General features: G+C 56.8%; 27 protein-coding genes and 1 riboswitch. Of the genes, 11 read left to right on the top strand and 16 right to left on the bottom strand.

The genetic code is table 11. From position 1 onward, the window contains the following. Positions 1-168: 168 nt before the first annotated feature. Together RA157_RS10620 and RA157_RS10615 are read right to left on the bottom strand one after the other, a co-directional pair. Positions 169-1,278, bottom strand: a complete 1,110-nt coding sequence (locus RA157_RS10620) for an S-(hydroxymethyl)glutathione dehydrogenase/class III alcohol dehydrogenase (protein ID WP_350333097.1) — start codon at positions 1,276-1,278, stop codon at positions 169-171. 152 nt (positions 1,279-1,430) lie between these two features. Then, the gene (locus RA157_RS10615) at positions 1,431-2,840 is read right to left on the bottom strand and encodes an MATE family efflux transporter (RefSeq protein ID WP_350333096.1); all 1,410 of its coding nucleotides are present in this window, start codon (positions 2,838-2,840) and stop codon (positions 1,431-1,433) included. A gap of 185 nt (positions 2,841-3,025) precedes the next feature. Between RA157_RS10615 and RA157_RS10610 the strand changes: the two genes are divergently transcribed. Next, positions 3,026-5,047 (top strand): putative bifunctional diguanylate cyclase/phosphodiesterase, encoded by a 2,022-nt coding sequence (locus RA157_RS10610; RefSeq protein ID WP_350333095.1) that lies wholly within the window; start codon positions 3,026-3,028, stop codon positions 5,045-5,047. Between the two features lie 10 nt (positions 5,048-5,057). Here the strand turns inward: RA157_RS10610 and RA157_RS10605 are convergent, their stop codons facing one another. Then, positions 5,058-5,480: a MerR family transcriptional regulator gene (locus RA157_RS10605; protein WP_350333094.1), complete on the bottom strand. Its 423-nt coding sequence runs from the start codon at positions 5,478-5,480 to the stop codon at positions 5,058-5,060. Between the two features lie 89 nt (positions 5,481-5,569). On the opposite strand from RA157_RS10605, the gene RA157_RS10600 reads away from it, so the two are divergent. Together RA157_RS10600 and RA157_RS10595 are read left to right on the top strand one after the other, a co-directional pair. Next, positions 5,570-6,208, top strand: coding sequence for a cation efflux transmembrane domain-containing protein (locus RA157_RS10600; protein ID WP_350336190.1), 639 nt, complete (start codon positions 5,570-5,572; stop codon positions 6,206-6,208). A gap of 94 nt (positions 6,209-6,302) precedes the next feature. Further along, complete coding sequence (locus RA157_RS10595) at positions 6,303-6,542, top strand: DUF2093 domain-containing protein (protein WP_350333093.1); 240 nt, start codon at positions 6,303-6,305, stop codon at positions 6,540-6,542. Between the two features lie 5 nt (positions 6,543-6,547). Here RA157_RS10595 and lpxK read toward each other — a convergent pair whose 3' ends face one another. From lpxK to RA157_RS10565, 6 genes are read right to left on the bottom strand one after another with little or no spacing between them, the layout of a single operon-like run. Continuing rightward, the gene (lpxK, locus tag RA157_RS10590) at positions 6,548-7,573 is read right to left on the bottom strand and encodes a tetraacyldisaccharide 4'-kinase (protein ID WP_350333092.1); all 1,026 of its coding nucleotides are present in this window, start codon (positions 7,571-7,573) and stop codon (positions 6,548-6,550) included. A gap of 57 nt (positions 7,574-7,630) precedes the next feature. Continuing rightward, on the bottom strand, positions 7,631-8,941 hold the full coding sequence (locus tag RA157_RS10585; protein WP_350333091.1) for a 3-deoxy-D-manno-octulosonic acid transferase: 1,311 nt from the start codon (positions 8,939-8,941) through the stop codon (positions 7,631-7,633). Continuing rightward, complete coding sequence (locus tag RA157_RS10580; protein ID WP_350333090.1) at positions 8,934-9,656, bottom strand: lysophospholipid acyltransferase family protein; 723 nt, start codon at positions 9,654-9,656, stop codon at positions 8,934-8,936. Before RA157_RS10580 ends, RA157_RS10585 begins: the two co-directional genes overlap by 8 nt. A 21-nt stretch (positions 9,657-9,677) precedes the next feature. Next, the gene (locus tag RA157_RS10575) at positions 9,678-9,905 is read right to left on the bottom strand and encodes a DUF4170 domain-containing protein (protein ID WP_350333089.1); all 228 of its coding nucleotides are present in this window, start codon (positions 9,903-9,905) and stop codon (positions 9,678-9,680) included. Positions 9,906-9,917: 12 nt separating this feature from the next. Further along, positions 9,918-10,712, bottom strand: coding sequence for a 3'(2'),5'-bisphosphate nucleotidase CysQ (locus RA157_RS10570; RefSeq protein ID WP_350333088.1), 795 nt, complete (start codon positions 10,710-10,712; stop codon positions 9,918-9,920). Then, complete coding sequence (locus tag RA157_RS10565; RefSeq protein ID WP_350333087.1) at positions 10,699-12,042, bottom strand: TldD/PmbA family protein; 1,344 nt, start codon at positions 12,040-12,042, stop codon at positions 10,699-10,701. Before RA157_RS10565 ends, RA157_RS10570 begins: the two co-directional genes overlap by 14 nt. 312 nt (positions 12,043-12,354) lie before the next feature. Between RA157_RS10565 and RA157_RS10560 the strand changes: the two genes are divergently transcribed. From RA157_RS10560 to RA157_RS10545, 4 genes are all read left to right on the top strand, one after another. Continuing rightward, the gene (locus RA157_RS10560; protein ID WP_350333086.1) at positions 12,355-12,945 is read left to right on the top strand and encodes a DUF6101 family protein; all 591 of its coding nucleotides are present in this window, start codon (positions 12,355-12,357) and stop codon (positions 12,943-12,945) included. Between the two features lie 239 nt (positions 12,946-13,184). Then, the gene (locus RA157_RS10555; protein WP_350333085.1) at positions 13,185-14,057 is read left to right on the top strand and encodes an isocitrate lyase/PEP mutase family protein; all 873 of its coding nucleotides are present in this window, start codon (positions 13,185-13,187) and stop codon (positions 14,055-14,057) included. A gap of 68 nt (positions 14,058-14,125) precedes the next feature. Beyond that, positions 14,126-14,233: riboswitch (SAM-I-IV-variant riboswitch) on the top strand. A 38-nt stretch (positions 14,234-14,271) separates the two neighbouring features. Then, positions 14,272-14,589 carry a hypothetical protein gene (locus RA157_RS10550; RefSeq protein ID WP_350333084.1) on the top strand — a complete coding sequence of 106 codons (318 nt, stop codon included), beginning with the start codon at positions 14,272-14,274 and terminating at the stop codon, positions 14,587-14,589. A gap of 122 nt (positions 14,590-14,711) precedes the next feature. After that, positions 14,712-15,407 (top strand): superoxide dismutase, encoded by a 696-nt coding sequence (locus tag RA157_RS10545; RefSeq protein WP_350333083.1) that lies wholly within the window; start codon positions 14,712-14,714, stop codon positions 15,405-15,407. Positions 15,408-15,472: 65 nt separating this feature from the next. On the opposite strand, the gene RA157_RS10540 is transcribed toward RA157_RS10545, so the two are convergent. From RA157_RS10540 to RA157_RS10515, 6 genes are all read right to left on the bottom strand, one after another. Then, a complete protein-coding gene (locus tag RA157_RS10540) occupies positions 15,473-16,558 on the bottom strand; it encodes a glycoside hydrolase family 3 N-terminal domain-containing protein (RefSeq protein WP_350333082.1) in 1,086 nt (361 codons plus the stop codon). 222 nt (positions 16,559-16,780) lie between these two features. Further along, a complete protein-coding gene (gene hisG, locus RA157_RS10535) occupies positions 16,781-17,746 on the bottom strand; it encodes an ATP phosphoribosyltransferase (protein ID WP_350333081.1) in 966 nt (321 codons plus the stop codon). After that, on the bottom strand, positions 17,743-18,879 hold the full coding sequence (locus tag RA157_RS10530; protein ID WP_350333080.1) for an ATP phosphoribosyltransferase regulatory subunit: 1,137 nt from the start codon (positions 18,877-18,879) through the stop codon (positions 17,743-17,745). Before RA157_RS10530 ends, hisG begins: the two co-directional genes overlap by 4 nt. A 4-nt stretch (positions 18,880-18,883) precedes the next feature. Then, positions 18,884-20,368, bottom strand: coding sequence for a histidine--tRNA ligase (hisS, locus tag RA157_RS10525; RefSeq protein WP_350333079.1), 1,485 nt, complete (start codon positions 20,366-20,368; stop codon positions 18,884-18,886). A 168-nt stretch (positions 20,369-20,536) separates the two neighbouring features. Then, positions 20,537-21,169, bottom strand: a complete 633-nt coding sequence (locus RA157_RS10520; protein WP_350333078.1) for a DNA-3-methyladenine glycosylase I — start codon at positions 21,167-21,169, stop codon at positions 20,537-20,539. A 108-nt stretch (positions 21,170-21,277) separates the two neighbouring features. Continuing rightward, complete coding sequence (locus RA157_RS10515) at positions 21,278-21,808, bottom strand: hypothetical protein (protein WP_350333077.1); 531 nt, start codon at positions 21,806-21,808, stop codon at positions 21,278-21,280. A gap of 230 nt (positions 21,809-22,038) precedes the next feature. On the opposite strand from RA157_RS10515, the gene RA157_RS10510 reads away from it, so the two are divergent. Continuing rightward, on the top strand, positions 22,039-22,536 hold the full coding sequence (locus tag RA157_RS10510; protein ID WP_350333076.1) for a cupin domain-containing protein: 498 nt from the start codon (positions 22,039-22,041) through the stop codon (positions 22,534-22,536). Positions 22,537-22,600: 64 nt separating this feature from the next. On the opposite strand, the gene RA157_RS10505 is transcribed toward RA157_RS10510, so the two are convergent. Then, the gene (locus RA157_RS10505) at positions 22,601-23,305 is read right to left on the bottom strand and encodes a protein phosphatase CheZ (RefSeq protein WP_350333075.1); all 705 of its coding nucleotides are present in this window, start codon (positions 23,303-23,305) and stop codon (positions 22,601-22,603) included. 193 nt (positions 23,306-23,498) lie between these two features. On the opposite strand from RA157_RS10505, the gene RA157_RS10500 reads away from it, so the two are divergent. The 3 genes from RA157_RS10500 (at position 23,499) to RA157_RS10490 (ending at position 26,096) form a co-directional block, all read left to right on the top strand. Beyond that, the gene (locus RA157_RS10500) at positions 23,499-24,266 is read left to right on the top strand and encodes a DUF2927 domain-containing protein (protein ID WP_350333074.1); all 768 of its coding nucleotides are present in this window, start codon (positions 23,499-23,501) and stop codon (positions 24,264-24,266) included. 285 nt (positions 24,267-24,551) lie between these two features. Next, positions 24,552-25,280 (top strand): L,D-transpeptidase, encoded by a 729-nt coding sequence (locus RA157_RS10495; protein WP_350333073.1) that lies wholly within the window; start codon positions 24,552-24,554, stop codon positions 25,278-25,280. Between the two features lie 195 nt (positions 25,281-25,475). After that, positions 25,476-26,096 (top strand): L,D-transpeptidase, encoded by a 621-nt coding sequence (locus tag RA157_RS10490; RefSeq protein ID WP_350333072.1) that lies wholly within the window; start codon positions 25,476-25,478, stop codon positions 26,094-26,096. Positions 26,097-26,119 lie beyond the last annotated feature (23 nt).

Raw genomic sequence — 26,119 nt, 5'->3', positions numbered from 1 at the left:
CTTGACCCCGATGGGAGGCAGGATAACGCAATTTTGAACCGGATCGCCAGAACAAATCTTTCAAAAGGGTTAACGCACCGCGCAAGAGAAAGGCCGCCCTTCATCTGAAAGGCGGCCTCTGATACCTGTTTCGCCCTGCATTCAGGGCCTGTCACGGTCTGTAGACAATCAGTCGAATGTCACCACAGAACGGATACCCTCACCGGCATGCATCAGGTCGAAACCCTTGTTGATGTCTTCAAGCGGCATGACGCTTGTGATCATGGAATCGATGTCGATTTTGCCGTCCATGTACCAGTCGACGATTTTCGGAACATCGGTCCGGCCACGGGCACCGCCGAAAGCTGTACCGCGCCATACGCGGCCTGTTACCAGCTGGAATGGGCGGGTTGCGATTTCCTGACCGGCACCGGCCACGCCGATGATAACGCTTTCACCCCAGCCCTTGTGGCAGCATTCCAGCGCCTGTCGCATGGTGGTGATATTGCCGATACATTCGAAAGAATAGTCCGCACCGCCATTGGTGGCGTCAACAATGGCTTCCACCACATTGTCCACGTCTTTCGGATTGATGAAGTCGGTCATGCCATAACGCTTGCCGAGCTCTTCCTTGGCCGGATTCAGGTCCACACCGATGATCTTGTCAGCGCCAACCATACGGGCACCCTGGATCACGTTGAGGCCGATACCACCAAGACCGAAGACCACAACATTCGAACCCGGTTCCACTTTCGCAGTGTTGATGACAGCACCAATACCGGTGGTCACACCACAGCCGATATAGCAGATCTTATCGAACGGGGCGTCTTCACGCACTTTAGCCAGCGCGATTTCCGGCAGAACCGTGAAATTGGCAAATGTGGATGTTCCCATATAGTGGAACACCTTCTCGCCGTTGATGGAGAAGCGGCTGGAGCCATCCGGCATCAGACCCTGCCCCTGCGTTGAACGGATTGCCTGACAGAGATTGGTTTTCGGATTAAGGCAGTAATCGCACTCGCGACATTCCGGCGTGTAGAGCGGGATCACGTGATCGCCTGGTTTCAGCGAGGTGACGCCTGCGCCCACTTCCCGGACGATGCCCGCGCCCTCATGGCCGAGGATAGCCGGGAAGATGCCTTCCGGGTCAGCACCGGAACGGGTGAATTCATCGGTATGGCAAAGGCCCGTGGCCTTGATTTCCACCAGTACTTCACCAGCACGCGGGCCTTCCAGCTGTACAGTGGTGACTTCAAGCGGTTTGCCGGCCTCAAATGCGACCGCAGCACGAACGTCCATTATGAACCTCCCATTTACGCAGGGACTCCCCCTGATCGAATCGAAACATATTTGCCAATAAAGCGAATTGAGTGGACCTTGACCAGCGCAAAGACGACATCAAAAACCGTTTTGGACGTGATCAGAACATTGAATGGAACCGCTCACAGATTTCAGAGACTGGCACCCTTGCCGCTGGTAAAGGCCGAGAGAGCCATACGCCAGACCGGTGGTTTGGACATATCCGGGTCAACGTCCTTGAGATGGGCCACCACCTTGTAGCAGGCGATAATGGCAGCAAGACCAAACAGGATTGACCCAATCCCCTGACCGATCAAAACACCCTCGGCCTGCCAGAAATGAGCGAAAACCAGCACGAATGGTACCGTTCCAACCGTTGCCTTGCCCCAGTTGAACAGGGTCGACATCAAGGGATAACCAAGATTGTTGAAGGCCGCATTGGCTACAAACAAAGCCCCGTTGAACAGGAACATCCCGGCAACCAGTGAGCAGAAGAAACGGATCAGTGTTTCTGTATCCCCTTCCGCCAGGAACAGGCTTACAATCTGGTCCTGCAGCAGATACAGCAACAACCACACTACAGCGGAATAGATCAACGTCACCTTCAGGCAATCATTCAGCGTGCTGACCACCCGCTCGAATTGTCTTGCTCCAAGGTTCTGACCAAGGATCGGCCCGACGGCTCCGGACAGGGCAAAAAGCGCTCCGAAAGCCACCGGGATCAGACGCCCGATGATAGCCCAGCCAGCCACGGCATCATCACCGAAATCAGCGATTGACCAGGTCACAAAGGCATTGCCGACAGGTGTTGCAACATTGGTCAGAATGGCAGGCAGCGCAATTCGGGCCAGTTTGTCACAATCCGACAGCCCTTCGCGCCAGCTGATCCGCCGCAGCATATCATGGCGCACGACAACGCCATACCAGCCGACAATCACCATTGTGGCGCGGGCACAGACTGTGGCAATGGCCGCCCCCTCCACGCCCCAGCCAAAACCGAAGATAAACAGTGGATCAAGCAAGGCAGAAGCCACAGCGCCAGCCAGGGTCACATACATGGATCGCTTGGCATCTCCTACCGCACGCAGCAGGGCGGAAAAGGCCATACCCAGGCCCATGAGAGGCATGGATGGCAAGACGATAATCAGAAAATCTTCAGCAATTTCAGCAGTTAAGCCTTCGGCGCCAAGGGCTGCCACAAATATGTCAATGAATGGCAGGGATGCCATGCATATAACACTCAGCGCGATAAAGGACGACACAACGGATGACATGGCCAGACGACGAGCCTTGTCACTCTCCCCTGCTCCAAGCGCACGCGAGACCAGAGCCACACCGCCAATGGTCAAACCGATGGAAACGGAAATACCAAAAAACAGGATGGTCCCTGCATAGCCGATTGCCGCTGCAAGCTCCTGCTCGCCCAGTTGGGAGATGTAAAAGAGGTTGGCGAAATCAACCAGAAAAACCGCCATCAGCCCTACAGAACCGGCAGCTGTCATATTGACCACATGGCGCAGGGTCGAGCCGGTTACAAATCTCGCCGCAATTTCCGTTGTCACTGTCCCCACCCCGCTTTGTCCGCCAGGTTCTTATTTAAGAGCAACATGGATAAACAGCAACGCGGAAACTGTCTTCCGGCAGAAGGTGGTATCCTTATACGGAGCAGAGAGGCAATTCTCATTCATGTTAGAGAAATTGAAAGTTTTTTCTGCAACCATTTAGGCAGCTAAATGGGGACCTCATCTTGTTTGTTGCGACGCGATCAGAAATCAAGCAGTTTCTCGTGCTCGCCTGCATCACAGCCGCCATCATCATGGGGCTGATGCAGGGGGAAGATTCAGTCCTGCATCATCGCTTTGTTTCCAACGTCAAGGCCAACACCTATTCCTGGTCCTCCTATCTGGTAGAGAAGACCGGCTTTGCCGACACGGTGAATGCCCCAAGATCCGGCAGTTACTACTTGCAGGGCGAGTTCAAGCCCAGCGCAGCCCATCCAATTTTCAACACGGTTTTTTCCTTTTTTACTCAGCCCAAGGGACATCTCTCCAAGATCAGCAAGATTACGATGCTGACCCGCAGTGGCAGGGTAATCGATCTGTGCAGATATACCGGCTTCTGCCGCTACGCACCGGACGTCCAGGCCTCATTTGCCGGACTGCCGGGGACACAGCGTCCATATTTTGAAGCGGCCCTCAAATCCGGCCAGATGCAGGTCGTACTCAACTCATCTCAGGAAAACTGGCAGACAACGACCTATGTGCCGCTCTTCAAGAACGGGACTATCGCCGGTGTTGCCCGTATCGAATCAACTGTCTCCGATGCAGGCCGGATCCTGATCGTCTCGGCTTCCGAAGCCACGCGGATCATGTCCATCATCGTTGCTATTATGATGGCCCTCGCCGCGCTGCTGGGCTGGAAGCGACTGCGCGGACATCTGAAAATCCAGCAGGAAGCGCGTTTCCTGGCTCATCATGATCCTCTGACCGGCCTTCCGAACAGGGCCAGCCTGATGCGGAAACTGGAAGACATCGCGGTCACGACCAGGCCGGACAATGAAACAATCACTTACCTTCTGCTGATAGATCTTGACCGGTTCAAGGAAATCAACGACACGCTGGGCCACCCGACGGGGGATGCGCTCATCTCGGCAATGGCGCGACGCCTGTCGATGATTATCAAGAAACGCGGTTTTGTTGCCCGACTAGGCGGCGATGAATTTGCTATCGTGATTTCCTTTGATTCTCCCATTCATGATGTGGCAGCGCTGGGTCAGCATATTGTCGAGCGGTTCGAGCAACCCTTTGCCGCCAATGGTCATCAGATTGTCTCAACGGCATCCGTCGGCATCGCCCGTGCCAATCAGGACGCCAAGGAACCCGACCGCCTGTTGCGCAATGCAGACCTCGCACTTTATCGCGCCAAGCAGGATGGCCGATCTACATCGCGCCTGTTCACACCTGAAATGAAAGCCGAGCTGGAACGCCGCCGGGATACGGAGGCGGGTCTCCGCAAGGCCATTGAAAGCGACAGTCTTGAGGTTTGGTATCAGTCTCAGCACGCCCTCTCGTCCGGCGAAACAGTTGGCTATGAAGCGCTGATCCGCTGGACAGATCCGGTCCGCGGTCCCCAGTCACCGGCCGAGTTCATCTCGGTCGCCGAAGATACGGGACTGATCGGCCCGATCGGCTCCTATGTGCTGCATAAAGCCTGCCGTGACGCCCTCAAGCTTCCCGGCAATGCAACCATTTCCGTCAATCTGTCACCGGCGCAGTTCCGCAGACAGGATGTGGTCAAGGAAGTCCGGTCTGCGCTGAGGCAAAGTGGCCTGCCCGCTGAGCGTCTGGAAGTGGAAATCACCGAACGGGTTTTCCTGAGCGAGGCCGAGGAGCATATTCGTGTGCTCAAATCCCTGAAGGAAATGGGCGTGAAGATTGCCCTGGATGATTTCGGCACCGGTTATTCAAGCCTCAGTTATCTGGCCAGTTTCCAGTTCGACAAGGTCAAGATCGACCGCAGTTTCATCAACCAGCTCGGTCACAGCCGTACGGTTGATGCGATCGTCAGCTCAATTGTCGGCCTTGGCCACGCGCTGGATATGACCATCGTTGCGGAAGGCGTCGAGACATCAGATCATGTCACCCTGCTCCAGGCAGCGGGCTGCACCCTCGGCCAGGGCTGGTACTATGCAAAAGCCCGCTCGCTAACTGAGATCACTGCGGATCCCGATATCCATCGTGGCAAATTGCGAGTGGCGTCAAACGCCTGATCCGGTCTCATCAGTCTCGGTCGTGCTCTTCAAGGCAGAGGCTGTGATTTCCCAAAACCTCTAAAATCCTGCAATCGGCAACATGCCCGCCACGACAATGGTCGAGCATTCGTTCCAGCTCTCTTTCGAGAGACTGCAATCTCTCGATCCGTGATCGTACGTCAGCCAGATGCCGGGATGCAAGATTGTCAATCAGCGCACAGGACTGCTCGGGCTTCTGAGCCATGTCGATCATCTCCCTGATCGCGGGGATAGCAAACCCGAGCGCCCTTGCGTGCCGGATGAAACACAGTCTGTCGAGGCTGTCCGTGCCATAGCGCCTTTGACCACCCTCGCTCCTGTCTGGTACGGGCATCAGACCAATCTCCTCATAATACCGGATCGTCTGAACCTTGGTTTCCGCCTGCTTCGCCATCTGGCCGATCGACAACATGACTTTTCCCTTGAACCTACAGTGACTGTAGAGATTACATGAGAGGAGAGCCGGAACTTTTCAACCCGATTCAGACCAAGGATGGTTCCATGTCAGCCGGATGCTGCAATCACAACGCCCGCTTCGACGGTCTCTCACCCGCTTACAAACGGGTTCTCTGGACGGTTATCGCTCTGAACGGCATCATGTTCGCTGTTGAGTTGACGGCTGGTGTGGCAGCCCGTTCCCAGGCACTTCAGGCCGATGCGCTCGATTTTCTCGGGGACACGCTGACCTATGGCATCAGCCTTGCCGTTATCGGCCAGTCTCTTGCCATTCGCTCGACTGCGGCTCTGTTCAAGGGCTTTTCGCTTCTTGTCATGGGCCTGTTTGTCTTTGGTGCTACACTGTATCGGGTCTTTGTCACGGGTGTTCCCGAGGCCCATGTGATGGGCGTGGTCGGGTTTCTGGCGCTGGCCGCCAATGTGATCAGCGTCCTGCTTCTGATGAAGTACAAGGATGGTGACGCCAATGTCCGATCTGTCTGGCTCTGCAGCCGTAATGATGCCATCGGCAATGTGGCTGTGATGCTGGCCGCAAGCGGCGTCTGGGCAACAGCGACTGGCTGGCCCGACCTAGCCGTTGCCGGTCTGATGGCCGTACTCTTCATTTCATCCGCCTGGTCAATCCTGCGTCAGAGCCTTGGAGAATTTCGCGAGGCCCGCGCTCCCCTGCCCCATCATCGTTGAAGATGTTTATCGGGGAAGGCTTGATCTTCCTCGATAAACGCTTCATAGGAACAGGAGAGTTCGCACCACGACCCCGCACGATGTTTCGGAGAAGATGATGAACCCGTTCAGCAAGAACACATCAGGCAAGCAGGCTGAAGTCCGTTATCTGGACAGTGATTTTCAGGTCCTGTCTCCAGGCTCCCATGTACTGTGCGCTGTCACTGGAACCGCCATTCCCCTTGAAGAGCTGAAATACTGGAGCGCCACCCGGCAGGAAGCCTATGTGGATGCGCATGCAGCCACCCAGCGCTATCAGGAAACAGACGCCCGGATTGATCATCCCGGCACCTGAACACGTTATGGCGCTCTGCGCCGTCGCCTCTGCCGCTCGATAATCGGCTTCAGCTCCCGCAGAATGGTCACCCGGTCATCAAAGGTGAGCGTTACAGGAAGCGCGATTGAGTTGCGCTTCAGCTCGCCCAGAATGGTTTCATCGCCGGGCAGACGGGTCATATCCTTTTCCGTCGTCACCAGCCGGGCCGCGTGATACCAGCCCTCCGTCAGAAGCCTGTTGGCATCCTTGGGCTTGAACCTGTGGTGGTCCGGAAAGCCGATACCCTTAACCGGCGGTTTGCCGATCTCCTTCAGGGTATCAAACAGTTTGCTCGGTCGTCCCAGTCCGGCATAGGCAACAATGGGCAGATCACCCAGACGTTCGACCACGGCCTTGTCCGGAGCAATCGCCGCCTCGAAAATCCGCATGGCCCGTTTGGCTGCCGGGCGAACAATGGTCTGAGCTTCCGGCGCATGACCAATCACCACCAGGCTGTCGGCCCGGTCAAGCTGATCGCCAAGAGGTGCCCGCAGCGGGCCTGACGGCATGACAAGACCATTGCCCACACCGCGCCGGGCATCAACCACAAGAAATGAATAATCCTTCGTGAGGGACGGGTTCTGGAAGCCGTCATCCATGATGACAGCGTCATAGCCCTCCTTCTCCGCCAGGGCCACAGCAGCTGCACGGTCCTTCGACACAATCGTCGGAGCGGTTCTGACCAGAAGCAACGGTTCGTCGCCCACATCTCGTGCTCTGTGGCGCTGAGGGTCTACGACAACAGGCCCGGACAATCGGCCACGATAGCCACGGCTGACAAAAACCGGATTATATCCCGCTTCCTTCAACAGGGCGGCCAATGCGATTGCGGTCGGCGTTTTCCCTGCACCGCCTGCAACCGGGTTGCCAACGCAGATGACCGGAATATCAAAGGACTTGCCCTTGCGCCGGAATCTCAATCGCGCCACGAGCGCGATCACAATACTGATCGGTAAAAACACAAGGGCCAAAAAACCGGCCCGCCGCCACCAAAAGCTCGGCGCTTTCATACTGCCCCAATCCTATTCATACTACCCCTGTGCCCCCGGGGTTCAGACAGACTCATATCACTCCAACCGGCTCAGATAAGGTAGCAGGGCTTGCATCGTCCGGTCCAGTGCGCCGGTGAATTCCTTTATCGTCTCACTGGCCATAAGATTCTGCCGCTCGACCCGCTCCGGGTCCATCCATGCTGTATCAACGGCCTGCGCAAGAGAGGCTGCATCGGTTACGGCAATACAGGCTTCCGCCCCGGATAAGGCGTCATAGACAGACCGGAAGTTCGTCACATGCGGCCCATGCAGAACAAGGCTTTCGAGCTGGACCGCCTCAATCGGGTTCTGCCCGCCCAGCTCCGCCAGCGACCCCCCGATAAACGCGACCGGTGACAGACGATAGAACAGTCCAAGTTCACCAAGAGTATCTGCCAGATAAAGCGCCGACCCGTCCGGAATAGCCCCTCCTGCTGACCGGACAGCAACCTGGTGGCCGTATTTCCTGCCGAGACCCTCTGCCAGCGCCGGGCCTCTGTCAGGGTGCCTCGGGACAATCAGGGTGACAAGATCGGAATGCCGGTCTGACAGGCGGTCATGGACCTCTGCAATAATCTCTTCTTCACCCGGATGCGTGCTGGCCGCCAGCCAGACGGGCCGCTTGCCAATCTGCTGCTCAAGCTCCATCAGGCCGAGAAAGTCTGCCTCAAGCGGCTTGCGGTCGAACTTGATATTACCCGTCACAAGCACCCGCCCGGCACCAAGACTGCGAAACCGGTCTCCGTCAGCCTCGCTCTGTGCCAGGACCATATCGACGGTGGAAAACAGCCGCATGGCCAGTCCGGAAAACCGCTGCCAGCCCTTGAAGGATCGCTCAGATAACCGTCCGTTGACAAAAACAAGCGGTACCGCCTTGTCCGACAGGACTGACATGGTGGCGGGCCAGATTTCCGATTCCATGAAAAGTGCCAGATCCGGTTCCCAGGATCTCAGAAACCGCTCCACATAGGATGGAAAATCGAGCGGGACAAACTGATGAATGGCTCCGTCCGGTAGCTCTGTCTCTGCCAGCTGTGCCGATGTCTGTGTTACGGTGGTAACAAGCACCGTAACCCTGTGGTCCCGCAATCGCCTGACAATCGGCAGCGCGGCGTTGAACTCGCCGACGCTGGCGGCATGGACCCAGATCAGCGGACCGCCCGGCCTCTCCCGGGTTGCGATGCCCTTGCGTTCAGGCAGACGGTCAGGGTGTTCCTTGCCGCGTTTCAGACGGTGTTTAAGAACCAGAGGAGCAAGCGGTGTCAGCAACCGGGCCAGAAGCTGATAGAACCCCAGCATCATACTGCCCTTGCGTTCCGGCTCCTGCGTCTGGTCCTGATCAGACATGCCAATCCCGTCCTGCCAGTTCATAGGCTTTCCGGGTCACGCGATTCAGTTCATCTTCAACAACCCGTCGCCAGTGCTCCTGCTCATCTTCTGTCAGATTGCGCGGGATGTGAATAGGCTCTCCCCAGCAGATGCCAAGACGGCTGAACGGCAGATTGATCACCATGCTGTCCCAGGTCTTCAGGCGGATGAAGCGGCTTGTTGCAGCGCCGAGCGGAATAATCGGTCGTCCGCTCAATCGGGCCAGGGTCACAAGCCCCATACCAGCCTGCTTGGCGGGCCCCTTGGGGACATCGCCGGTCATGGCCACAACCTGATTGGGTTTCCTGACCAGGGACAGGAGGTTTTTGAGGCCGGTAATGCCACCGCGTTTCAAAACACGTTCGCCGGTCTGGCGGTCATTGGCACCGGACCCGCGGACAACCCCGAAGCCAAGATCCTGAACGGCGACAGTATTGATTTCCCCGTCACCACTCTTGGAGATCATCACGGTCACATCCACCCCGTCCTGCAATTCAAACGGGGTTACAAAGTGCTCTCCGTGCCAGAACGTGGTGATGAACGGCAGGTTGTCAAAGATATAGGCGCGGGTATCCTGCCGGTCCGTAACCCTCCGGCTGGTTGCCTTGACGAACCGCAGATAGCTCGAGAAGACATGGCCGAGGAAGACCTGCAAGCCTCTCGACTTCATAAAGCGCTTGAGAGCCTGACGCATGACGATACCGGGTGCTGCCGATCAGGACGGATCGAGAAGCCTGTGCAGATGGACGATAAAATAGCGGGTCTGCGCACTGTCCACCGTTGCCTGAGCCTTGGACTTCCACGCGTCATAGGCTGTGGCATAGTTCGGGAAAACACCGACCACATCCAAAGCGCCCAGATCCTTGAACGTTACACCGTCAAGGCTTTCCAGCTCACCGCCGAAAACAAGATGAAGCAATTGTTCTTTATCTGATGCGCTCATGAGAAAATCCTGTCAGTGGGTGCGGTCGGCCTCTGCCTGGACGACACGCTTCAGGAAAGGTTCATACAGGCCCGGTGCAGCGGCGACAAGGGCCGGATGACGTGGTTCTGGCCGGTTATATCGGATGAGTTGCCCATCCAGATCGGTGATATGGGCTCCGGCTTCGCAAACAATCAGGTCAGCCGCCGCCAGATCCCAGTCATGAGCCCTCGGGCGAGCCGATGCCGCAGACAGGTTTCCTGTTGCCACCAGAGCCATGCGATAGGCCAGAGAACCAATATTCCGGCCCACGGCTGGTCTGAGCGTGTCAAACGCACCATGCCCCATGTGAATCTTCGGGCCGCTGATGCTGTTCTCGGCAAAATCTGTTCTGCTTTGCGCCTCAAGAGCCTGCCCGTTCAGAGACGCGCCTTTGCCATGAGCAGCACACAGCATTTCATCACGGACGGGATTGTAGAGAACCGCCAGGGTCGGGCGACCATCCTCGACCACCGCGAGCGAGACAGTCCATTCATCACCGCCCTTGAGAAAAACCCGCGTCCCATCAATCGGGTCCACGACAAAAATCCGTTTATGACCAAGCCGATCCGGATTGTCCGCTGTCTCCTCAGACAGCCAGCCATAATCCGGACGAAACTCCAGGCAACGCTCTTTCAGGAATGTATCCACTGCCAGATCTGCTTCTGACACCGGAGAATCATTGCCCTTGGTCCAGACATCCGGCTTGTTCTTGAAATAGCCGAGTGCGATGCGACCGGCCTCCCGGGCCAGCTCGCTCAAGGTGGCAAGATCCTTATCGTCCTGCAATGGTCATCCCCTCGATCAGGACGCTGGGCGCATTGGTGCCAAACCTGTATTCAAGATCCGAGGCCGGAGTAAGCGCCCGGAACATATCAACCAGATTGCTCGCAATCGTAATCTCGCTCACGGGATAAGCCGGCTCGCCGTTCTCGATCCAGAACCCGGCAGCGCCGCGACTGTAATCCCCGGTGACACCATTAACACCATGGCCGATCAGATCGGTTACCAGAAGACCGGTTCCGATCGCAGCCATCATCTCTTCCGGCGACTGTCTGCCTGCATGCAGCGTAAGATTGGTTGAGCCGGGATGTGGGGCAGAGCCACCACGTGCCGCTCGACCATTGGTCTTGAGGCCAAGTTCGTGGGCGGTGGCTGAATCCAGCAACCAGGTGGTGAGACAGCCTTTGTCAATCAGGGTCAGCGCTTCCGCTGCGAACCCTTCGCCGTCAAACGGCTTTGACGCCAGTCCACGCTTGCGGCGTGGATCGTCCGTAATCATCACATCATCGGCAAAGAGCTGCTGACCCATACGGTCCTTAAGAAAACTGGTGCCGCGCGCAATGGCACCGCCATTAATCGCGCTGGCAAAATGCCCCACAAGACCGGTTGCTGCACGGCGATCATAAAGGACGGCTGCCGACTGGGTCTCAATCTTACGCGGGTTCAGGCGCCTGATGGCCCGCTCACCAGCGTTACGTCCGATGGTTTCCGCATCATCCAGATCTTCAAGATGTACAGCACTGGCATAATCGTAGTCGCGTTCCATGCCGGTTCCCTCACCGGCAACCGCCGTCATCGCAACACCATGGCGGGTGCCAAGATAGGCACCGGAGAACCCTGTGGACGTGACCAGCACCAGCCCGCCAAGTGACCAGCTGGCCGATGCCCCGCCGGATTTGCTGACATCCTTTACATCAAGCCCGGCAGACTCTGCAGCAAGAGCGCGTTCTGTCAGATCTGATGATGAAACGTCCGTCCGATCCAGCAAATCCAGTTCCGGCAGCTCTCTCACCAGATCCGCTTCATCTGCAAGCCGCACATGGGGGTCGTCAGGGGCAACCCGCGCCATGGCAACAGCCCGTTCGGCAAGCGCGGATGGATCATCCCCTGTATTGGTGGAGACAGAGGCTGTCTTGCGGCCCACGAAAACCCGCAAGGACACATCATCCCCTTCCGAGCGCTCGCTCTCCTCGACCTTGCCATCCCGGACACTGACTGACTGCGACACCCCGCGCACTGCAATAGCATCTGCCTGGTCGGCTCCTGCCTTGCGTGCCGCCTCGACCAGCGCCTCGGCGCGGCTTTGAAGAAGTTGGGTATCAAGCTGATCTGTCATGCGGGAATCCGTCAGATGGAAAGGACTGGGTTCTGTTTAGAGCAAAGCGTGGTCCGAGAGAAGCCTTCTCTTGGGGAGGGGCTGCTGTTCAGCACCGGGCCATGCCGGATGGTCATCACGAGCGTGGCCGAGACACGTGTCCACACCACTCAAAAGAGATAATTGCAATTTAACCAAACGCAATAAGACTTCGCTAACCCTTTCAGAAAACACAGAAATTTAACCCTGCTTCTTAAGACGGTTCTCAACATTGCCCGCTAGAGTGGAGCCATAAACAAGAGCCACAAAAAAACACGGCTCAGGAGAGGCATTGTGAGGCGTCAATTTTCCCTAGCGGAAGCAGCCGCTCCGGTACAGGAGGGGTCGACCCATAGGCTCGACCCCTTTTGTTTACCCGCGCGGTCGCTCATCACCGTCAGCCAGCGCTCAAGACTGGAATGCGGTGGAGAACTCTATCTGGATCGCACCAGAGTGATACTGAAAGGCCGTTTGAAATCGGGCTTTCCGCTGACACTCTCGATTCCGGTTTCTTCCTTCCGACATGTTGCTCTCAGATGGGAGACGGAAGACGGCAGCCAGGAGCCGGTCATTACGCTCTGGCTCGTTCATCGGGATCCGTCCCTGTCCCTGCGGCTCGACAGCTTTACCGACGCAGAAGACGCGGCCCTTGCGGTCAAGGCCTGGGCAGGCATTCTCAGCCTGCCAGCTCTTCATTATGGAGAAGACGGCCGTGAAACCATCGTGGAAGACCGCCTTGGCCCGCTGGTGGTGAAACCTCAACAGCCACGTCGGCGTCACGCTCACTTTGCGGCCCGCAGACCGCGGTTTCTCGTACGCCGGAAAATCGGGCTGCCAGGCCACTTCCCGGTCTATAACGAGCGCGAAATCGTAGCCCGAACGTAGGCTCAACCATCTGCGTTCACAAAAAACGAACATCCTGTCCACGCCCGAAACCAGACATTTGGGCGTGCACGGAGCCCCTGCGGGCGCTACACTAACAAAGCCAAGTCGGTTGCGATGGCCGATTGATGAAAGGATGCGGATCGACATCTCTTTCATCAATCGGCCATTTTTCATGCACCATCTTGCCTTGCCTGCCCGGCGGGCCTATCCATTGGTTCTCTGTACAATGAGAACCCGTCATGACCACATCCGTATCCCGTCTCAGATCTCTTCTTGATGCCCCCGGCTGCCAGACCATGCCCTGCGCATTTGATGCGCTTTCGGCACGGCTGATCGAACAGGCCGGATTTCCTGTTGCCTTCATGAGCGGCTTCGGCGTCTCCGCCAGCCGCATAGGCGCACCGGATACGGGCCTGATCTCCTTTGCCGAGATGGCGGACCAGGGGCGGAATATCTGCGCGTCAGTGTCTATTCCGGTCATTGGCGACGGCGATACGGGCTATGGCAATCCTCTGAATGTGGAACGCACGGTCAGAGCCTATGCCCAGGCCGGTTTCGCTGCCATCATGCTTGAGGATCAGGTGGCTCCGAAACGCTGCGGACACACAAAGGGCAAGCTTGTTGTGGAGCGGGACGAGGCGCTGGACCGCATTCGGGCTGCCGTTCATGCCCGGAACACAGGCGCGGATATTCTGATCCTTGCCCGTACCGATGCCCGCCATCAGCATGGACTGGGAGAGGCCATTGAGCGGGCTAATCTTTTCCGTGAGATCGGTGCCGACATCCTGTTTGTGGAAGCCCCGCAATCTGTCGAGGAAATGAAGGAGATCGGACGAAGCGCTCCCGGCCCTCATCTGGCCAATATGCTGGAGGGCGGCAAGACACCTCTTCTCGGACATCAGGCTCTGGGGGAAATGGGCTTCAAGCTTTCGGCCTATCCGCTGACACTCCTGTCTGCTGCCATGAAGGCAATGACAGAAGCGCTCGACCGGTTGAAAGACGAGGCTACCACCGAGGATCTGATCCTGCCGTTTGAGGAATTGAAAGACCGGGTGGGCTTCAATGATTACTATGAAGCCGAGCAACGTTATTCCGCCAAGCGGCCTGACTGACGCGGGTTCCAGCACAATACGGCACAAGAATGTGACTTGAATTTCCTGTTCGTATCTGGCAAATGAGACTAAATCATCAAGAGAAGGGCTGGCGCCCTCGCCAACCTGCCTGTCGCGGCAAGGTGGTCGTCACTTCGGTGAGATGTGGCTTCTTTGGGAAGCAACAGAGCGAACAGCCAGCCCTCCACGGTTAAAACCGATGGAGGTTTTTTTTATGTCTGACGCCCTTTCGCGGGATTATCCCGGCGGACTGGATGCTGAACCCGTTTCATGGTCGCATCAGAAGCCAAGCGAGACGGAATGCCTTGCGCTGAAAAGCGGCCTCAAATGCCGCTGCCTTTCCCTGAAAGACGCAATGGTACTGGGACAGAGACAGGCATGGTCCGAGCGCCAGCGCAGCCTGAGGCTTGCGCATTGGGCAGAACTTCACCTCTCCGGCTGCACCATCGCCATGGATGAAGGCCTCTTTGCCGCTCTCGTGGCACGCTGGCCGTCTGATGCTTTCCGGCTGAAACAGGCCATGCGCCGATAAGGCAAGCCTGCCCTCTCCCGCCTGCGACAATCTGCACATTCCTTTTCCTGAATAAAAAAATCAGCAAACTGTTTACCGGTCATCTGTCCCCTCCCGAGACAGACAACGGAAAGGAATTCCAGATGACCATGTCCCGTCGCAAGTTTCTCACCGCAACCGGCGCAGGCCTGCTCATTGCCGGTGCCCCCTCATTTACCCACAGAGCCCTTGCTGGCGAAGCTTTCTCCCTGCCCAAGCTGGATTACAGCTATGACGCGCTGTCTCCCGTCATCGGTGCCGAGACCATGGAGTTGCACCACAGCAAACATGCCGCCAGCTATGCCCGAAACCTCAACAAGCTGATCCCGGGTTCGAAACTGGATGGCTTGTCTCTTGAAGAGATCGTCAAGGCTGCAGCTGCAGATCGTGGCAAATATCAGGTGGTCCTCAACAATGCCGGCCAGCACTGGAACCATTCCGAATTCTGGAAAATGATGACCCCGCGTGGCACTGGCATGCCTGGCTCTCTTGAAAAAGCGATCAAGGCTGACTTCGGAAGTTTTGAAGCCTTCCGTGACCAGTTCATCAAGGTTTCCGGCGGCCAGTTCGGATCAGGTTGGGGCTGGCTCTCAATCAACAAATCCGGCAAGCTGGTTGTCACGTCCACTCCAAATGGTGAAAACCCGCTGGTCGATGACATGATGCCGCTTCTCGGCGTCGATGTCTGGGAGCATGCCTATTACGTGGACTACCGCAATCGCCGCAAGGAGTATATCGCGGCCTTCGTCGACAAGCTGGTCAACTGGGACTATGTGGCCTCCCGCATGGCCCGCGCCTGATTATTCTTTACGATCCGGCCCACCTGGAGCATGTCCTGTTTCAGGTCGGCCGGATGGTCTTCAAATCAGGACAGAGCCCGCACCCGATCGATAGACCGGGACAGCTCACGACGGTTCAGGCGACCATTTTCCACCGCTTCACTGATCCAGCGGACTGCCTTTTTGGGCAGGTTTTTGTCCGGGCGGGCCGAATTGGTCATCAGAACCAGATCGTTGCCCGCAGCCAGAGACCGGATCACCGCTTCCTTCTGCGCATAGCGCTTGCGGATGGCTCCCATGTCCAGATCATCGGTCATGATCGCCCCCCGAAAGCCCAAAAGCGTTCTGAGTGTACCGCGCAGAGCACGACGGGAGAAAGTGATCGGCACGCCACCATCCTCAAGACTGCGGTGATAGAGATGGCCACTCATCACGATATCCGCAGCCCCCTTGCGCACCAGTGCTTTGAACGGCTCGAGCTCGGCTTCTGACCAGGAATCGGTGATATCGACCAGCCCGGCATGGGTATCGCCCCGGGACAGGCCGTGACCGGGGAAATGTTTTACCGCGCAGAGCACGCCATTGCGGCGATGGGCTTTCACGAAAGCCTCTGCATAAGCGGCCACTTCTGCCGGATCGCTTGAAAAGGCCCGGCCGTTACGGCCAATAATCGGATTGCGTTTCCAGTGCAGGTCGGCAACCGGCGCCAGATTGAGAGTGAACCCTGCAGCTTTCAGCTCCCGTGCTGCCTGGGCATAGAGCGCCCGCGCTTCTGAAGAGCTGCGCTTGTGCCCGACACGCAAGGCCTTTGGCAGGCGGGTAAATCCATGTCTGGCTTTCAGGCGCTGAACCGCCCCGCCTTCATGATCAATGGCGATGAGTCCCCCACCACGGGAGGCAGAGCCGAACAGATCTGTCAGACTGTCGATCCCCTTGCGACTCTTCACATTGTGACCGAGGAAGACAACCCCACCGGCGCGGCGTTCTTTCATATGCGCGGCCAGAGCACGGGCCGAGCGGGCATTGGCTGATGAACCGTGAAAGCCGATCATCAGAAGACGACCCGCTTCCCCCTCAAGCGCGGCAAGCGCCCGGCTTGGCGACAGCACCGCAGGAGCAGCCACAAGACCGGCTGATAATCCGCAAAGAAAAGAACGACGGTTAAGTGTCATGAGCCAGCCCGGATAACAAAAATATCAAATGTGAGGGCGATACAGCCCCCGGTGCTGCGCCTCATCCAAGGCCCAACACGTGGGAATGCCACCCCATCCCGCATCTTTATGGTTAATTTTGTCTTAAAGCACCAAGTCTTTCACCTGAATTGGCAGCGATGCTTTGAGAGTTTGTTGCTGCGCCATACCTCCCCTGCCAATCCCGGTTCGGCAGAGGTGACATCAACCAAGCCTGGGCCGCAATCTGTCGAAGACCGGATTCTCCGCGCCGAACACATCATCCAGAGACGAGACGGAAACCGCCCTGGCACCGGCTGCGCGAAGGCCGCTGGCTGCCTCGTAGACCTTGCTGTTCGGCACATGCAGGATGACCGATTCGCCCAGACCAGCAAAGGGAATGCTGCTGCCAGTTTCCTCTGCAATGCGGCTTGCCTCTGCCATATCGACACCGGATGCCATCACCTGCCGGACGGACCGGGCCCGTTCTTCAGCCGATGTCCGGTCGAGGATTTCCCTGAGAGCGGCAATCGCATTGTCCGACCAGTCTGCTGTCAGCGAGGCAACAAGATTGGCCTCGGATTTCAGGATAACCCCATCATCCAGAATCTTGAGATTGTTGGCCCGCAGTGTTGAGCCAGTGGAGGTGATATCGACGATGATATCGGCTGCTCCTGATGCCGGAGCACCTTCGGTCGCGCCGAGGCTCTCGACAATCACATAATCCGCAATGCCGTGTCTGGCGAAATAGCTGCGGGTCAGATTGATATATTTTGTTGCCACCCGGAGCTGGCGGCCTGCACGGCCGCGCATGTCATGGGCGATATCATCCAGATCCGACATGGTGCGCGCATCAATCCACGCTTCCGGCACGGCAATCACCACATCCGCATGGCCGAAACCCAGCGGCATGACAATCTCGACGATGCCATCAGAGTGCGGAATGGTCTCGTGGATAAGGTCCTCACCGGTAACCCCGAGATGCACGTTTCCGGCGGCCAGTTCACGTGCAATTTCGGACGCGGACAGGAAAGCGATTTCCACATTGTCCATTTCACGGATTTTGCCGCGATAGTTCCGCGCTCCGCCCGGCTGCAGAACCTTGAGACCGGCCCGACCAAAAAACGCGTTGGTGTTTTCCTGCAGACGCCCCTTGGAGGGAACCGCAATGATCAGAGGCGCGCTCATCATGAACCCTCCATATCCAGACGATCCAGCCAGAGCGAGAACCCGACTGCAGGCACGTCACCCGGTGCGCCCATCAGGCGCAGAAGCGCATCATATCGCCCGCCACCCGCAACCGGAGCACTGGTATCACCAGCCTTGTAGATCTCGAAAATAAAGCCGGTGTAATAGCTGAGCCTGCGCCCGAAATCGGTCGAGAATGTCATGCTCTTCAGGTCCAGTCCGGCTTTCGCCATGGCGTCCATCCGTTTGCGGAACGCCGCCACCGGCTGAGACAGATCCAGCGTTCCAGCCTTGCCCAGCTCCTCAAGCGCGTCAGCAGCCTGTTCCGGTGTGCCGGAAATGGTGAGGAAGCGCTCAAGAAGGACGAGTTGCTCGGCGGATACGGCCTTGCCACCGGCAAGCGTTGCCTGCTCCACAAACCGGCGGGCAATATCAGATACCGGACGACCGCCTGTATGGGCCAGACCGGCCAGCTCGAACAGTTCGGAAATCACCTGTTCCGCATTGTCCTGCCCGGCCTGATCAAAGAACTGAGCCAATGCACCACCGGTCCGGGTGCCATCACCCTGGCCTGCACCAGCGTCGCTGCCTTCCCCGCGCAGGCGATCAAGTGCCCGGCTCAGGTCTTCATTATTGCCAAAGGCACGACGAACCAGACGGCGCGGTGTCTCAGACAGTTTCAGGCTGTCCAGTACATGCTCGAACAGCGACACGTCCCCAAGACGGATATCCTGTGTCTCGACACCGGTGAGCGTCACCGCCTTTGATGCCAGTGCAAAGACAGAGGCATCCGCCTCGGCACTCGGCACCGCATGGTCGCCAATCGCTTCAATTCCGGCCTGGAGGAATTCGTCCGGTTCATCGCCCGCCCGCTTTCTGAACACCGGGCCGAGATAGGCGTAAGACGCCGGACGACGGGCATTGTCACCTGCCAGATGCATGGCACAGACAGGCAGCGTGAAGTCAGGCCGAAGGCAGAGTGTTTTGCCGTCTGCGCCTTCGGTGGTGAACACCCTGCGACGGATATCCTCACCCGCCACCTCAAGGAACAGGTCAGCCGGATGCAGGATTGCCGGTTCCACGAACCCGTATCCCGCCTCACTCAGCAAGCGCCTCAGATCCGCCAGACGGTCCATAGCCCTATTCTCCAGCTTCCAGCATATCGCGCACGGCGCTGATCAGATCGCTTTCCGGCACAGTCACCTGCGCCGGGCGGCTGGCACGCCATGTCTCGTTGTCCTCAATCTGACCTGAGAGGCGTTTGCCCTCGATCAGATCCTTGACCTGGACTTCCCCGCGCTCTTTCTCATCAGATCCCTGGATGATGGCCACCGGCGCATTGCGACGGTCTGCATATTTCATCTGCGCCTTCATGCCCGAACCGCCGAGGTAAAGCTCGGAGCGGATCCCCGCAGAGCGCAACTCAGTCACCATCTTCTGATAATCAGCAACACGATCCCGGTCCATGATCAGAACGACAACCGGCCCGGCGCTTTCGGTCTCCGTTCCCTTGCCCAGGGTCTTCAGAGCGGCCAGAAGGCGGGAGACGCCAACCGAAAAGCCTGTTGCAGGAACATCCTCGCCACGGAACCGACCAACCAGGCCATCATAGCGACCACCACCGCCGACAGAACCGAAGCGGACCGGCTTGCCATCATCGCCGGTCACTTCAAAGGTCAGCTCGGCCTCAAAGACAGGACCGGTATAATATTCAAGGCCGCGCACCACGGATGGATCGATCAGAATGCGATCACTTTCATATCCGGCAGCGGCGAAGAGAGCGGCCATATCAGCCAGTTCCTGAACACCGTCCGCGCCGCGCTCGGACGAACCGATCAGCGCCCGCAGATTACCGATGGTTTCATCCGGTGTGCCGCCACCGGCTTCCACAAAGGCAATCACCTTGGCGGCAGCCTCATCACCCAGCCCGGCGCCCTTGGTGAAATCACCGGACTCATCCATGCGCCCTTCACCGAGGAGAAGCCTGACCCCTTCCGGGCCGAACTTGTCCAGTTTGTCCACCGCCCGCAGAACGGTCAGACGTGTTGAAGCTTGCTCCTCGCCACCAATGCCAGCGACGTCCATCACCCCGTCGAGGACCTTGCGGTTATTGACCCGGATCACGTAATCACCACGGCCAATACCGAGTTTTTCCATCACGTCAGAGGCCATCATGCAGATTTCGGCATCTGCTGAGACATTTGGCACACCAACGCTGTCGGCATCGAACTGCATGAACTGACGGAACCGCCCTGGCCCCGGCTTCTCATTGCGGAACACATAACCGGCCCGATACGTGCGGTAAGGTTTTGGCAGGCGATCGTAATTCTCTGCCACATGGCGGGCCAGTGGCGCTGTCAGATCATAGCGCAGGCTCATCCACTGTTCGTCATCATCCTGTAGTGAGAACACGCCTTCATTGGGCCGGTCCTGATCAGGCAGAAACTTGCCCAGCGCATCTGTATATTCGAACATCGGCGTCTCGACCGGGTCGAAACCATAAAGCTCATAGACATGTCTGATGGCTGTGATCATCCTGTCGGTCATTCTGATCTCATTTGCCGGGCGGTCTACAAAACCGCGCGGCAGGCGCGCTTTCAGCTTGTCTGATTTTTTCTTGGCCATCGACTTCTAACTCATCAGGGCATCTGACACCGTGCCAATGCCCCGTTCCGGTTCGTGTATCATGATGCATGCCAAGAGGTTGGCAGTGCAGCAATTGAGCAGGCCTTTCCTATACGAAGCCGGGTTGGGTCGCAAGGCGAACCTCTTTGCGGGTCGCCCGGAAATGTGTCATCCAGGCCGTTTGAGCGCCTGACGTTCAGCCTCAACCTCCTCCCGGCAGCAGCAGCCCTCCAGATGATCATTCACAAGGCCCATAGCCTGCATAAAGGCATAGACTGTTGTGGGGCCGACAAAAGACCAGCCACGTTTCTTCAGCTCTTTCGAGAGAGCCGTGGATTCAGCTGTCTTGCCAAGCGTCATGGCCGTTGCATGGTCAAGCATGGCAGGACGGTTTTCCGGCTTTGGCTCATGGGCCCAGAAATAGGCCGCCAGGCTGCCGAACTCCTGTTGCAGCTCCATTGCCCTCTTTGCGTTGTTGATGGTGGAATTGATCTTGCCGCGATGGCGGATGATGCCCGCATCCTGCACCAGTCGCTCAACATCGTCCTCTGTAAAGGCAGCAACCCTGGCAATATCAAACCCGGCGAAGGCTTTGCGAAAATTCTCGCGCTTGCGGAGGATGGTCAGCCAGGACAGACCGGACTGGAAACCTTCCAGACAGATTTTCTCAAACAGGCGCGTATCATCAGTAACAGGCCGCCCCCATTCTTCATCATGATAGCGCGTGTAGTCCGGCAGGTTACCGTGCCACCAGCACCGTGTCTTGCCATCTTCCCCAGTGATCAGACCATTTTCTGACATCCTGCACCTCCCGAATGTTCTTCTTTTGTTCAATAACCGATTCCGACACAAATAAAAAGACCGGATGCTGAGCTCATCCGGTCTTTTGGCATTCATTGCGTAGCGATATCAGAAGATACGAAGGCGCTGTACACGACCGCGCTTTGCTGTACAGCGATAGTCGACCCGGCCAATGCGGCGGGCCTTTGCCCGACCAAAGATCCGGTGACGGCCTGGCGACAGGTAGACGACCTCATCCGGGTTCCTGACCCGAATACGACGTCCGCCTTCGCGACGCAATTCATGGTGAACTGCATTTTCGCAGGCCCGCCAGTTACGTCGCAGATTGCGTTCATCATAGTCGATATAATCATCGTCATGATCATTGGCACTGGCAGCTGCTGCTCCCAGGATACCAAGCAGCACGGCACCGGCTACTGCAGCTCCAACCGCAGCCCGTCGTTTTTTCTTACGCTTGTGAGAATGCTTTTTGCCAATACGATGAACCTGAATCACCGGCCGGTCATTGTTGACCGCGGCCACACCTGACCAGTTCACGGCACCGGATGGCGTTGAAAATCCTGCCGCAGATGCCGGCACGATGGATGATAATGCAAAGGTCACAGCAAGTCCTGCTGCGATAAACTGACGCTTGATCATAATTCTACGGCTCCAAATAGCGGAGCCCCCCTCTGAATGACAGCCTGTTCCAGGCGGGCTTGCCCAGCGATAGTCTGCAGACACAATAAGACGAAAACGCGAAAAATGCGAATACATGCCGGAGAATTGAACGAAAACAGACAGCTTTACCTCATCTGCCTCGTCCAGACAGGGCAGCGCGCCTACACTGGCCGATAGAGTCGAGGCTCTACAAACAAAGGAGAAACGCGATGAGCAACAGCAGGCCCGACGATGATGGGAATGCCGTCTATCTCATCAAGGCCGATGAGATTGCGGCGATGGATGGCGAGACCAAAATTCACTTTCTCAATGCCAATGCCCAGCGCATAAACAAGTCTCTCGGCGATTTAACCGGACTTACAGGCTTTGGCTTTCATCTGATTGAGGTGGAGCCGGGATACGACACAACGGAGTATCATCTGCATCACTGCGAAGATGAATGCGTCTATGTGCTGGACGGTGAAGCAACCGCCTTTATCGGCGATGAAGCCTTCACTATTAGCCCTGGTGATTTCATCGGATACCGTAAGGGAGGCCTGCCCCACTCAATTCACAATAGTGGCAACACGGTGTTGAAGTGTATCGTTGTCGGAGACCGCCTGCCTCATGATATGGGGGATTATCCCAAAAAGGCGAAGCGTCTTTATCGTAATGCAGGCATGGGCTGGGACCTTGTTGATCATGATGCGATCAAAAAGCCGAAATAGGTGCAAAGTGTGAAGCTTGAAAGCTCTGCCAGGGCCGGGGCCCTGGCACAGTCTGCCTGTCCGCTTAATCGAACAGGGCGTCGATGTCATCCTGAGATGCAACATCCATATCAGTGTCGAGTGCCGGGCCGTTCAGCAGTGCATCATCACCCTCACGCTGAGGCATGGACTCAACTTCAACATCTGCCATGGCTTCCATTCCGCCCCAGATGTCCATCATGTTGACAACACGACCCTCGATGAATTTCAGCGTGTTGACCACTTTGGTAATCCTCTGACCAGTCAGATCCTGGAAGTTACAGGATTCAAAGATCTCAATGACTTTTTCAGAGATGTGATTGGCATGGATCTCTTCTTCACCCGTCAGCATTTTCGACAGGCTTTCAGCATGTTCATCGATTGATTCAGCTGCAGTGAGAATGGCTTCAGTCGCAGATTCTGTTCCCTGGACCACCGCGTCCAGTTCATCTGAGACACGCCCCATTTCCTCACCCTGAAAGCCGGAATGATGGAGTGTGGCAATCTCGCGCTTGGTCTGGGCAATCGCCTCATAGATTGAATCGAGTTCAGCCTTGAGCTTGAGCGCTTCCTGCATTTCATGCTTGTAGCTTTCAAGCACCTGCTGACTTGAGTCCGCCTGTGGCTGCATATGCGTTTTCAGAGCACGAATTTCAGACAGAAGCTCTTCATGACGCGCTTCTTCCGTAAGCGGTGCTTCGCCTCCCGCTGCCATATGTTCAATCTTGAAGGCTCGCTGCACCCGCGCCATTGACCACCCCTACAACTTATCCCAGTGTTTAATCCCGCGCTCAGTTTAGAATCGAGAGCCTTAACAATCGGTTCCCGAAAACCATCAATTTCTTACAAGAATACCCCACATCACTCATAAAGGGCTTGCCCCGAAATTCGGTTCGAGTAGAGTTTTCCGGCATTTGCAAAACAGGCCTTGCAATGGAGACCCGATGTTACCACGCACCAGACTGATGCTGTTGCGCCGCATTCTCTGCGGATGGTTTCTGGCCTGCGTCCTGTTCCCTTCCCCCCTGCAGGCTGCTGATCGCTACAGCGATGCCGTCCTGCAGGATGCTTTCCTGAAGACCGTTTTTGACGTTGAATATTCAGATGGGTTTTTGTCCTGGTTTGGTGGCGTAAATGCGCATGTGAAGAAATATATCGTACCGGTGCGGTTTCATATTATGAACCTGTCACGCACCAATCGCCTTGGGACAGCTCAGCATTTCGTCCTCAGCCTGAATTCATCCATTCGCGGCATTGCTGTCCAGCTGGTTGGTCGCGCAGAGCTGGCCAATTTCCGGGTCTTTATTGTTGACCGGGAGCAATATGTTGCTGTGGCACGCCACGAGATATTCCGCGATCCTACGGCGCTCGTGCCGGGCAAATGCATGGTACAGGTGGACTCAGACGGCCTCGGGCGGATAACAGCCAGCACTGCTGTCATTGTGGCAGATGAAGGGGAGTACTTGTTCCGTCGCTGTCTGATTGAGGAAGTGCTGCAGGGGCTCGGTCCTCTGAATGATCATGATGATCTGGCTGACAGTATCTTCAACGACTATTCCAGCCATTCCCGTTTTACCCGCCTTGACCGGTTCATTCTGAATATGCTCTATGATCCGCGCATCCAGCCCGGAATGCGCGCTGAGGAGACACTGTCCTTCCTGCCCTTCATCATTCGCGATGCCCGCAGGACAATCCAGGCGCAGAGCCGTTAGGCCTAGGATCAGGACCTAGAAACCTTAATCCAATCGATTGCATTTGAATTAAGTTGTTAGGGTTCCATTAACCTATAAACGATTTCCGGCTTCCGGATTCACCGAACGGATTCCATTCTTCCTGATAGTGGGGACCTGAAGATGGGAGCTCCGGCTTTGCGTGTGACAACGCGGATCCGGTTGGGGGACATATATGCCAGATTGCCAGGCTGGGAGCCTGGTTGAGGCATCCGTGTCCATCTTCACAACAGAGTTGTCATTGGACCAAGAGTTGTGAGTAGACCGATGAAAACAGTTTTGAAAAGCCTTGTGACAGCAGGTCTCGGCCTGTTTGCCCTGACAGGCATCGCAGAAGCGCAGGATCGTTATTCGATACCGCGTCCGCCGGTTGTCCTGTCACCGGATCTGGCCGATCCATGGGTTCTGCAATTGCAGCCACGCAAACGGCAGGCCACAATCGCCGATCCGGTTGTCCGCAGTGCCAAGCGCAAGAAGGGCTATCGTACCGCATCCCGTGGTACTCAGAAAAAGAACAAGCCGCGCTATTCGCGCACGCTGCCAAAGCGGTTCCTGCCGCAGGTGGTCTCCTATTATGGCGGACACAAGCCCGGCACGCTGGTGATTGATACCAATGACCGGTATCTCTATCTGGTGATGAAAGACGGCAAGGCCCGGCGCTATGGCGTGGGTGTCGGCAAGCCTGGATTTGAGTGGGCCGGTTCGCACCGGGTGACCCGCAAGGCAGAATGGCCGAACTGGCGTCCGCCAGCGGAAATGATTGCCCGCGAGAAGAAGAAGGGCCGTATCCTGCCGCGCTTTATGCCGGGCGGACCGGAAAACCCAATGGGCGCCCGTGCGCTTTATCTGGGATCAACACTTTATCGCATTCACGGCTCTAATCAGCCCTGGACCATCGGACATGCTGTATCGTCCGGCTGTATCCGCATGCGGAACCAGGACGTAACCGATCTTTATGAGCGGGTTCCGGTGGGCGCCAAGGTGGTCGTTCTCTGATCCCGAGCGGACAAAGACATACGACGATATTAAGGGGCGGTCATCTGCCCCTTTTTTTGCTTCAGGAAATCCGGTGACATCGGCAATTGGTCGGAATCTGACGGATTGTCGCAGTTTTGCTTGGCATAGAACCAACGGTCCAGTATGGTTCGCCCATTCAATTGCGAGTCAGATGTTTGAACGAATGAGGCAACCATGCGCAGCATGCTCACGTTTCTTGCCGGTTTTCTGGCACTTTCCCTGACGGTTCCAGCCGTTCAGGCGAATACCGGCGACGAGCGTTATTTCGATCCGGTGACACGGACCTATATCACCGTCAACCGTATCAAGGCGCGGTCCCGCGTCATTCCCCGCCGCTTCCGGCAGAAGACGGTCAGCTATTCCACCAAGGAAAAGCCGGGCACAATCGTTATCGATACCAAGAAACACTACCTCTACTACGTCCTCGATAACGGCAAGGCTGTTCGGTATGGTGTTGGTGTTGGACGTGACGGCTTTGGCTGGTCCGGTAAGGTAAAGGTCGGACGCAAGGCCAAGTGGCCGCGCTGGACACCTCCACCGGAAATGCGTATCCGTGAAGCCCGCAAGGGTATCAAGCTGCCAGTTTCCATGGCAGGCGGCCCCGACAATCCGCTCGGCGCACGCGCGCTCTATCTCTACAAGGGCGGTCGTGACACGATTTACCGCATCCATGGCACCAATGCGCCATGGACCATCGGTTACAACATGTCATCAGGCTGCATCCGCATGGTCAATGACCATGTCACCGATCTGTACAAGCGGGTGAAAGTCGGTGCCAAGGTGGTCGTGAAATAAGCACGCTGCGCGGCTTGAATTGA

Source organism: Coralliovum pocilloporae, assembly GCF_030845175.1.
Lineage (GTDB): Bacteria > Pseudomonadota > Alphaproteobacteria > Rhizobiales > Cohaesibacteraceae > Coralliovum > Coralliovum pocilloporae.
This window is presented reverse-complemented; position numbering and strand designations above follow the sequence as displayed.

Excerpts from the sequence above, each read along its gene's own strand:
- RA157_RS10530 (WP_350333080.1), bottom strand. The coding sequence starts at position 18,879 with ATGGACCGTCTGGCGGATCTGAGGCGCTTGCTGAGTGAGGCGGGATAC.
- lpxK (WP_350333092.1), bottom strand. The coding sequence starts at position 7,573 with ATGAAAGCGCCGAGCTTTTGGTGGCGGCGGGCCGGTTTTTTGGCCCTT.
- RA157_RS10545 (WP_350333083.1), top strand. The coding sequence starts at position 14,712 with ATGACCATGTCCCGTCGCAAGTTTCTCACCGCAACCGGCGCAGGCCTG.
- RA157_RS10585 (WP_350333091.1), bottom strand. The coding sequence starts at position 8,941 with ATGTCTGATCAGGACCAGACGCAGGAGCCGGAACGCAAGGGCAGTATG.
- hisS (WP_350333079.1), bottom strand. The coding sequence starts at position 20,368 with ATGGCCAAGAAAAAATCAGACAAGCTGAAAGCGCGCCTGCCGCGCGGT.
- RA157_RS10490 (WP_350333072.1), top strand. The coding sequence starts at position 25,476 with ATGCGCAGCATGCTCACGTTTCTTGCCGGTTTTCTGGCACTTTCCCTG.
- RA157_RS10520 (WP_350333078.1), bottom strand. The coding sequence starts at position 21,169 with ATGTCAGAAAATGGTCTGATCACTGGGGAAGATGGCAAGACACGGTGC.
- RA157_RS10575 (WP_350333089.1), bottom strand. The coding sequence starts at position 9,905 with ATGAGCGCATCAGATAAAGAACAATTGCTTCATCTTGTTTTCGGCGGT.
- RA157_RS10600 (WP_350336190.1), top strand. The coding sequence starts at position 5,570 with ATGTCAGCCGGATGCTGCAATCACAACGCCCGCTTCGACGGTCTCTCA.
- RA157_RS10605 (WP_350333094.1), bottom strand. The coding sequence starts at position 5,480 with ATGTTGTCGATCGGCCAGATGGCGAAGCAGGCGGAAACCAAGGTTCAG.
- RA157_RS10595 (WP_350333093.1), top strand. The coding sequence starts at position 6,303 with ATGATGAACCCGTTCAGCAAGAACACATCAGGCAAGCAGGCTGAAGTC.
- hisG (WP_350333081.1), bottom strand. The coding sequence starts at position 17,746 with ATGATGAGCGCGCCTCTGATCATTGCGGTTCCCTCCAAGGGGCGTCTG.
- RA157_RS10505 (WP_350333075.1), bottom strand. The coding sequence starts at position 23,305 with ATGGCGCGGGTGCAGCGAGCCTTCAAGATTGAACATATGGCAGCGGGA.
- RA157_RS10510 (WP_350333076.1), top strand. The coding sequence starts at position 22,039 with ATGAGCAACAGCAGGCCCGACGATGATGGGAATGCCGTCTATCTCATC.
- RA157_RS10580 (WP_350333090.1), bottom strand. The coding sequence starts at position 9,656 with ATGCGTCAGGCTCTCAAGCGCTTTATGAAGTCGAGAGGCTTGCAGGTC.
- RA157_RS10500 (WP_350333074.1), top strand. The coding sequence starts at position 23,499 with ATGTTACCACGCACCAGACTGATGCTGTTGCGCCGCATTCTCTGCGGA.
- RA157_RS10550 (WP_350333084.1), top strand. The coding sequence starts at position 14,272 with ATGTCTGACGCCCTTTCGCGGGATTATCCCGGCGGACTGGATGCTGAA.
- RA157_RS10515 (WP_350333077.1), bottom strand. The coding sequence starts at position 21,808 with ATGATCAAGCGTCAGTTTATCGCAGCAGGACTTGCTGTGACCTTTGCA.
- RA157_RS10620 (WP_350333097.1), bottom strand. The coding sequence starts at position 1,278 with ATGGACGTTCGTGCTGCGGTCGCATTTGAGGCCGGCAAACCGCTTGAA.
- RA157_RS10565 (WP_350333087.1), bottom strand. The coding sequence starts at position 12,042 with ATGACAGATCAGCTTGATACCCAACTTCTTCAAAGCCGCGCCGAGGCG.
- RA157_RS10495 (WP_350333073.1), top strand. The coding sequence starts at position 24,552 with ATGAAAACAGTTTTGAAAAGCCTTGTGACAGCAGGTCTCGGCCTGTTT.
- RA157_RS10540 (WP_350333082.1), bottom strand. The coding sequence starts at position 16,558 with ATGACACTTAACCGTCGTTCTTTTCTTTGCGGATTATCAGCCGGTCTT.
- RA157_RS10555 (WP_350333085.1), top strand. The coding sequence starts at position 13,185 with ATGACCACATCCGTATCCCGTCTCAGATCTCTTCTTGATGCCCCCGGC.